Origin of the sequence: Zavarzinia sp. (assembly GCF_049306435.1) — a bacterium.
Taxonomy (GTDB): Bacteria; Pseudomonadota; Alphaproteobacteria; order Zavarziniales; family Zavarziniaceae; genus Zavarzinia.
On record NZ_JBAQRT010000180.1, the window covers coordinates 1 to 7,388 of the forward strand.

9 protein-coding genes are annotated in these 7,388 nt (G+C 69.6%); 5 read left to right on the forward strand and 4 right to left on the reverse strand.

The window, feature by feature from the left end:
• A partial coding sequence (locus WAZ62_RS10110) for a GntR family transcriptional regulator (RefSeq protein ID WP_422643399.1) occupies nt 1–307 on the reverse strand: 307 nt, incomplete at its 3' end.
• A gap of 71 nt (nt 308–378) precedes the next feature.
• On the opposite strand from WAZ62_RS10110, the gene WAZ62_RS10115 reads away from it, so the two are divergent.
• The 4 genes from WAZ62_RS10115 to WAZ62_RS10130 all read left to right on the forward strand — a co-directional run bounded on the left by WAZ62_RS10115 (nt 379) and on the right by WAZ62_RS10130 (nt 3,297).
• Nucleotides 379–621 carry a DUF1127 domain-containing protein gene (locus WAZ62_RS10115; RefSeq protein WP_422643400.1) on the forward strand — a complete coding sequence of 81 codons (243 nt, stop codon included), beginning with the start codon at nt 379–381 and terminating at the stop codon, nt 619–621.
• Nucleotides 618–1,433 (forward strand): PhzF family phenazine biosynthesis protein, encoded by an 816-nt coding sequence (locus WAZ62_RS10120; RefSeq protein WP_422643401.1) that lies wholly within the window; start codon nt 618–620, stop codon nt 1,431–1,433. Before WAZ62_RS10115 ends, WAZ62_RS10120 begins: the two co-directional genes overlap by 4 nt.
• Nucleotides 1,434–1,527: 94 nt before the next feature.
• Nucleotides 1,528–2,301 carry an enoyl-CoA hydratase-related protein gene (locus WAZ62_RS10125; protein ID WP_422643402.1) on the forward strand — a complete coding sequence of 258 codons (774 nt, stop codon included), beginning with the start codon at nt 1,528–1,530 and terminating at the stop codon, nt 2,299–2,301.
• Nucleotides 2,302–2,316: 15 nt separating this feature from the next.
• Complete coding sequence (locus WAZ62_RS10130) at nt 2,317–3,297, forward strand: NAD(P)H-dependent flavin oxidoreductase (protein WP_422643403.1); 981 nt, start codon at nt 2,317–2,319, stop codon at nt 3,295–3,297.
• Nucleotides 3,298–3,484: 187 nt separating this feature from the next.
• Here WAZ62_RS10130 and WAZ62_RS10135 read toward each other — a convergent pair whose 3' ends face one another.
• Nucleotides 3,485–4,276: a methyltransferase domain-containing protein gene (locus WAZ62_RS10135; RefSeq protein WP_422643404.1), complete on the reverse strand. Its 792-nt coding sequence runs from the start codon at nt 4,274–4,276 to the stop codon at nt 3,485–3,487.
• A 48-nt stretch (nt 4,277–4,324) separates the two neighbouring features.
• Between WAZ62_RS10135 and WAZ62_RS10140 the strand changes: the two genes are divergently transcribed.
• Nucleotides 4,325–5,248: a diacylglycerol kinase family protein gene (locus tag WAZ62_RS10140; RefSeq protein WP_422643405.1), complete on the forward strand. Its 924-nt coding sequence runs from the start codon at nt 4,325–4,327 to the stop codon at nt 5,246–5,248.
• Here WAZ62_RS10140 and WAZ62_RS10145 read toward each other — a convergent pair.
• A complete protein-coding gene (locus WAZ62_RS10145) occupies nt 5,214–6,914 on the reverse strand; it encodes a sensor histidine kinase (RefSeq protein WP_422643406.1) in 1,701 nt (566 codons plus the stop codon). The genes WAZ62_RS10140 and WAZ62_RS10145 overlap by 35 nt on opposite strands.
• A gap of 6 nt (nt 6,915–6,920) precedes the next feature.
• Nucleotides 6,921–7,388: response regulator (locus WAZ62_RS10150; protein ID WP_422643407.1), on the reverse strand; the 468-nt coding region annotated here is incomplete at its 5' end.

A 7,388-nucleotide genomic window follows, 5' to 3' on the forward strand; every position in this document is an offset into this window, starting at 1 on the left:
GCACCGGGTCGCGCCCGCGCACGAAGGTGCCGCGCCCCACGGTGCCATCGGTCAGGCCCCGGCGCGCCGCCTCGGCATAGGCCCTGGTGATCGTGCCGATGGTGACGCCGAGACGTACCGCGAGGTCGCGGTGGGTGGGCAGGCGCGTGCCCGGCGGCAAGGTGCCATCGGCGATCGCCGACGCCAATGAGTCCGCAATCGCGAGATAGAGCGGCCCGTCGTGACCGGCGAGATTGGGGTTCCAGGCATCAGTCCCCCGACGAGCGGGGGGCGACAGGCGAGCGATGGTGGCGGCGGTTATTGTCATGAGGACAATATTTATGTTGTCACGATTGTTTTGTCAAGTTATAGAGACAATGCCTTGAAAGGAGAGGCGCCATGACCAATTGCATCGAGACAAAAACCCCCGCCCTGTCGCCCGTCGAGACCCGGAACGAGACCGCCGGCCGCGTGACCGTGTGGACCCTCGCTGCCCGTGTCGTGATCGCCCTCCTCGCCTGGCAGCGCCGGGCCATGGAGCGACATCACATGCGCCAGATGGACGATCGAATGCTGCGCGACATCGGCCTGTCCCGCGCCGATCTCGAAGCGGAAGCCGCCAAGCCGTTCTGGAGACCGTGAGCAAAGCCATGACGAGCCTCGACATTTACGAGGTCGAAGCCTTCGGCGCCGGGCTGCCCTTCAAGGGCAACCCGGCTGCCGTGGTGCCGCTCGACCGCTTTCTGCCGGACGAGACCCTGGCCGCCATCGCCGCCGCCAACAATCTGGCGGAAACCGCTTTCGTCGTGCCCTCGGATATCGAGGGGCATTACGCCTTGCGCTGGTTCACCCCGACGGTGGAAGTGCCGCTGTGCGGCCATGCCACGCTGGCCACCGCCTTTGTCATCATGACAATCCTGCGGCCGCATCTGCCGGCGGTGACATTCGATACCCAATCCGGCCTGCTGGCGGTGACAAAGGCGGGCGATGTCCTGACTCTCGATTTCCCGTCCCACGGCGCCGAACCCGCCGCCCTGCCCGCCGGTTTCGCCGGGGCGCTGGGCGCGGCGCCGCGCGAATTCCACCGCTCGGGCGGCTTCTTCATGGCGGTGTTCGAAACACCGGCCGATATCCTCGCCCTCGCGCCGGATTTCAAGGCCCTGAAAGCCTCGACCCCGGTCGCCGTGATCGCCACCGCGAAGGCCACGCCGGACAGCGGCGTCGATTTCGTCTCGCGCATGTTCGCTCCCGCCCAGGGCATCGACGAAGACCCGGTGACCGGCTCCGCCCATTGCAGCCTCGCCCCTTTCTGGGCGGCGCGGCTGGGCCGCGACCGGCTGGAAGCCCGCCAGCTCTCGAGCCGGGGCGGCTACCTCTCGGTCGAGTCGCAGGGCAGCCGGGTGGCGATTTCCGGCCAGTGCCGGCTCTATCTCGAGGGCCGCATCCACATCTGACGTCGCGTCCGACAGGCCCGGTTCCGGGCCTGTTGTGACGCGCGCGTCAACCATGCATTCTTCCCCTCAATCAACAAAAGAGGAGAGGAATGCCATGGGCGAATTCTGCACGGTGACACGGGAAGACCATCTGCTGGTCGTCACCATCAATCGGCCCGAGGTGATGAACGCGCTCCATCCGGCGGCCAATTTCGAACTGGCGGCCGCCTTCGACGATTTCGCCGCCGACCCCGAGCTTTGGGTCGCGATCATCACCGGGGCCGGCGACCGCGCCTTCTCGACCGGCAACGACCTCGTCTTCCAGGCCAGGGGCGGCGCCATCGAAGTGCCACCCTCCGGCTTCGGCGGGCTGACCAACCGTTTCGACCTGGTGAAGCCGGTGATCGCCGCGGTCAATGGCTACGCCATGGGCGGCGGTTTCGAGATCGCCCTCGCCTGCGACCTCATCATCGCCTCGGACAATGCCGTCTTCGCCCTGCCGGAGCCGCGCGTCGGCCTCGCCGCCCTTGCCGGCGGGATGCATCGCCTGCCGCGCCAGATCGGATTGAAGGCGGCCATGGGCATGTTGCTGACCGGGCGCCGGGTGCCGGCGCAGGAAGGCAAGGAACTCGGCTTCGTCAACGAGGTGGTGCCGGCGGCGGAATTGATGGCGGCGGCGCGGCGCTGGGCCGCGCTGATCCTCGAATGCGCCCCCTCGTCCATCCGCGCCACCAAGGAAAGCGCCCTGCGCGGTCTCGAGCAGCCGGGGCTGGAAGCGGCGATGCTGGGCAATTATCCGAGCGTCGGCGCCATGTTCATGTCGAGGAATTTCCGCGAAGGCCCCCGCGCCTTCGCCGAGAAGCGCAAGCCCAACTGGGCCGGCGAGTGACGGGAGGGCGGCACCATGACCCTGCACACCCCCCTGTGTGATCTTCTCGGTATCGAGCATCCGGTGATGCTGGCCGGCATGGGCGGCGTCGCCTTCGCCGAGGTCTGCGCCGCCGTCTCGAACGCGGGCGGTTACGGCTGCCTCGGCATGGCGGCGCTGCCGGCGGACCGTATCCGCGAGGAAATGCGGAAAGTCCGCCAGCTGACCGACCGGCCCTTCGCCGTCGACCTGCTGACCGCACTGCCCGAGACCCTGACCGCCGCCGTCGACATCATCATCGACGAAGGCGCCAGCGCCTTCGTCGCCGGCCTCGGCGTGCCCGCGCCCATCATGAAGAAGCTGAAGGATGCCGGCCTCAAGGTCATGGCGGTCTGCGGCACGGTCAATCACGGCCGCAAGGCCCAGGACGCCGGCTGCGACGCGGTGATCGCGCAAGGGACCGAGGGCGGCGGCCATACCGGCAAGGTCGCCGGCATGGCGCTGATCCCGCAGATGGTCGACGCGCTGGATATTCCGGTGGTCGCGGCGGGTTCCATCGTCGATGGCAGGGGCCTGGCCGCCGCCCTGTCCTTCGGCGCGGTCGGGGTGTGGATGGGCACGCGTTTCATCGCCTCCGAGGAGGCGAATGCCGCCCCGGGTTACAAGCAGGCGATCCTGTCCGCCCGGGACGAGGACACGGTGATCACCCGTTGCTTCACCGGCAAGACCCTGCGCGCGATCCGCAACGATTACACGGCGGAATGGGACGGCAAGCCGGACCAGATCCAGCCCTTTCCGCTGCAGGCCATGATCTCGGCCCAGGCCGGCGCCAATCTCACCCTGATGGGCGTCACCGAGGGTATCGACGCGAAGCGGGCCTGCCTCGCCGCCGGGCAGGGTTCGGGCGCGATCCACGACATCCTGCCCGCCGCCGAGATCGTGCGCCGCACGGTCGCGGAAGCGGAGGCCGTGATCGCCCGCCTGCCGGGCCTGATGCGTCGCGCTGCGGCGGAGTGAGCGAAACGCGCAATCTCTCTCGTCGAGGGCGGGCACCACGCGGACCTTGGCCTCGGAGCCTTCGTTGTGTCGAGGCCCCGGCCTCCGCCGGGGCGACGCGAAGAAAACCACTTCGTCGTCCCGGCGAAGGCCGGGACCTCGATCAGGCGTGGGCGCGTTCCCACCGCGAGGCTCCTTCGGTATCCGTTCATCCGATCATTGGGCGGCTGGCGACGAAGAACACGCGGCGGAAGGGAAACAGCACCCTTCCGTCGCTTTCCGCCGGATAGGCGGCTACAAGCGCCTCGCCATAGGCCGCGAGAAAATCCGCCGCCTCGGCCTCGTCCAGCACGTCGAGATAGGGGCGAAGGGCGGTGCCCTTCACCCATTCCAGCACCGGGTGGCTGGCGGGGGCCGGTGGCAGGACATGGATGTAATCGGTCGTCCAGGCGTCGACCTCGGCCGCCCCGGCGTGGCGCAGCAGCCGGGCGTAATCCGCCGCCTCGTCCACCGGCCTTATGCCGACGACGCCCGCGAATCGGCCCGCCCAGCGGGGTGTCGCCGCCACGTCCGCCAGCAGGCGGTGCGACGGGGCGTCATGGTTACGCGGCATCTGGACGGCGAGAACGCCGTCCGCCGGCAGGCCCGCCATCAGGGCGCCGAGCACCGCCCGGTGATTTGCCAGCCAGTGGAAGGCGGCGTTGGAGACGATCAGGTCGCAGCCCGCCGCCAGGGTGGCATCGGCGATATCGCCCGGGCGAAACTCGACATCGGGCAGGGTCTTCCGCGCGGCCTCCAGCATCGCTGGCGAATTGTCGATGCCCAACAGGGCAAGGCCGCGAAAGCGCGCCCGCAGCAGCGCCGTGACCTGGCCGCCGCCGCAGCCAAGGTCCACCCCCGCGCGATAGTCCCGGTCCGGCAGACGGGCGACGAGATCGGCGCCGGGCCGCAGGCGCGGCCCGGCGAATTTGGCGTATTGTCCGGGATCCCAGCTTGCCATCGCACATTCCCTTGCCAACCATGGGGTAACAGGACCGAAGGATAGCCGATGCGCATCACCGTCGTCATGAACGAGAAGGCCGGCACCCTCGCCGGCGCCGATGCCGGCGCCGTCGCCAACGGGGTGCGCACCGCCTTCGCCCATGCCGGCCACACGGTCAACATGGTGCTGACCCGGCCGCGGGCGATGACCGACGCCTTGCGCAAGGTTTTCACCACGCAACCCGACGTCGTCGTGATCGGCGGCGGCGACGGCACGCTGAACGGGGCGCTGAACCTGATGGGCGGCGCGCCGGTCGCCCTTGGCGTGCTGCCGCTGGGCACGATGAATCTGACCGCCCGCGACCTTGGCCTGCCGCTCGATCCGGTGGCGGCGGCCAAGGTCCTGGCGCGGGGTGATATCGCCCCTGTCGATGTCGCCAGCGTGGGGGATATCCGCTTCCTGCACGCCGCCGTGCTCGGCTTTTATCCCTGGATGGTGCTGGACCGCGAGAGGGCGCGGCGGCGCAAGGGGCTCGCCAAATGGCCGGCCATGTTCCGGGCCGGCTGGCGCGCCCTGTTCCGCCGCCACGAACTGGAAGTCGAGGTCATGGTCGACACGGATACCGGCGAGACGGTCCGGATCACCACGCCGCTGCTGGTTGTCGCCAACAACCGCTTCGTCAACGGCACCGGCCCGGTCCCCACGCGGGCCAGCCTCGCCGATGGCGAACTGGCGGTCTATGTCGCCGAAACCAGGGGGCCGCTGGCCCTGCTGCGCCTTGCCTTCGCGGTGGCCGCGGGCCATTGGGAGACGGCGCCCGGCATCCATTTCGCCGCCTGTCGCTCGCTCACCGTCGCGACGAAACGCCGACGCCTGCGCATCGCCATCGACGGCGAACTGATGCATCTGACGCCGCCGCTGCGCTTCCGGCTGGAGCATCGGCGCCTGAACATGCTCATGCCGGCGGCGGGGTCGCGGCTCGCAGGGTGAGGATCCAGCGCGTGCCGGTGCCGGGCGCGCTCTCCACCCGGCTTTCGCCGCCCATCTGCTTGACGAGGCCGGGCACCAGGGCGAGGCCAAGGCCGCCGCTGGCCCTGGGATCGAAGCCTGCGCCATCGTCGACCAGGGTGAGGGTGACCATCTCGCCCTCGCGCTGGCCGGCAAGGCGGATCATCCCGCGCCGGCCGCCGAGGCCATGGGCGATCGCGTTGGTGATCAGTTCGGTCACCAGCAGGGCGAGCGGCGTCGCCCGGTCCTGTTCGATGGCGAGGGGCGGCAGGTCGACCTCGAGGCCGATATGACCATCGCCATTGCTGGCAGCCACGATGCTGGCGGCGAGTTCCGACAGTAGCGCGGTCACATCGACGAGGCTGGTCGCGTCGTCGAGATAGAGATGGCGCTGCACAAGGGCGAGGGCCCTCACCCGCACCTCGGCCTCGGACAGGGCGCCGCGCGCCGCGCCGTCCCGCTCGCCCCGCAGGCGGAGGGACAGCATCGACAGCACGGTCTGCAGGTTGTTCTTCACCCGGTGGTGGATTTCGCGGATCAAGAGGTCCTTCTCGCCGATCGTCCGCTTCAGATCGGCCTCGCGCAGCGCGATCCGCCGCGCCATGACGCCGAAACCATCGCCCAGCTCGCGCAATTCGGCCGGCGCCCCGTCGAGCTTCGCCCGCTCCTCCAGCCGGCCGGCGGTATAATCGGCGGCGAGGCGGCGCAGGGCGCGCACCCAGCGAATGACGAGCAGGTGCCCGCCGACGAGAGCCGCCGCGAGGGCGGCCAGCATGGTGATGCCGATGACCGCGAGCCGGGAGGCCAGATCCCGCTCGATCCAGGTGAAGGTGGAATTCACCGGCAGCCCGAACAGGACATGGATCGCGCCGCCCTGCAGGACGACGGTCGAATAGGCGCGCTCCTGCCCGTCGAGGCCGGGGGCGCGGAACTCCAGAATCTCGTCGGCCACCACCTGGGTGACGAGATCGGGCTGCGGCAGGCCGGCATCGCCGACGACGGCGCCGGTGCGCCGGGTCAGCACACCACCCTTGCGGTCGAGAACATAGACGACGCCATCGTCCGGCAGGCCGGAGTCGCGCGCCACCTGTTCCATGCGGTCGAGCTTGATCCAGACCGCGATGACGCCGACCAGCGAATCACCCTCGCCGATGATGGGCATGGCGGCGACCAGACTGGGATCCTCCCCGGCGGGGCCAAGGGGAACGAGATCCGACAGGGTGAAGTCGCGGCTGGCGATCAGCCTTCGATACCAGTCCTCGGCGCCGAATTTGACGGGCCCCCTGGTGGTCCGATCGGTCGAGCAGACCTGAAGGCCATCGGGATCGATCAGCGCGAGACTGCCGTATTCGGGGTAGATGTCGAGAAAGGCGCCGAACAGCCGGGGGCAGCGGCCCCCCGGCTCGGGCAGGCGCAGGTCGGCGGCGAGCCCGACCAGCAGGCGCCAGGTATCGAAGAAGAAATCCCGCTCGTGCGAGGCGGCGAGGGTGGCGAGCTGATGGACCTGGGTCTCGGCGCGCTGGGTCTGTTCGTCATAGGCCTGGACGGCGATCAGAACACCGCCCGCCGCCGGCGCGGCGAGCACCAGCAGCATCAGCGCGCTGAGGCGGACCCGCAGCGGATCCAGCAGCCGGGCCAGCCAGCGCATGGCGGATCAGGTGACCGGGTGGTGGAACAGGGCCTGGGCGATGGTGACGACCAGGGTCTGCGGCTCGAAAGGCTTGGCGACCAGATAGGTCGGCTCCATCCGCTCGCCGGTCAGCAGGCGTTCGGGGAAGGCGGTGACGAAGATGACCGGCACGTCGAGCGATTGCAGGATTTCCTGCGCCGCCTCGATGCCGGTCGAGCCGTCGTCGAGCTGGATGTCGGCGAGGACGAGGCTGGGGCGGTGCTCGGCGGCGAGGGCGACCGCCTCGCTCTTTCGCGTCGCGATGCCGACCACCTCGTGGCCCGCCTCGCGCACGATTTCGGCGATATGAAGCGCGATCACCGGCTCGTCCTCGATCACGAGGACGCGGGCCGGGGCCTGGCGCGCCAGTTCTTCCCGCGCCGTCGCCAGCAGGTCGTCGATCGCCTCGACCCCGGTGCCGAGGGCGGCGGCGGCTTCCGCCCGGTTCAGCCC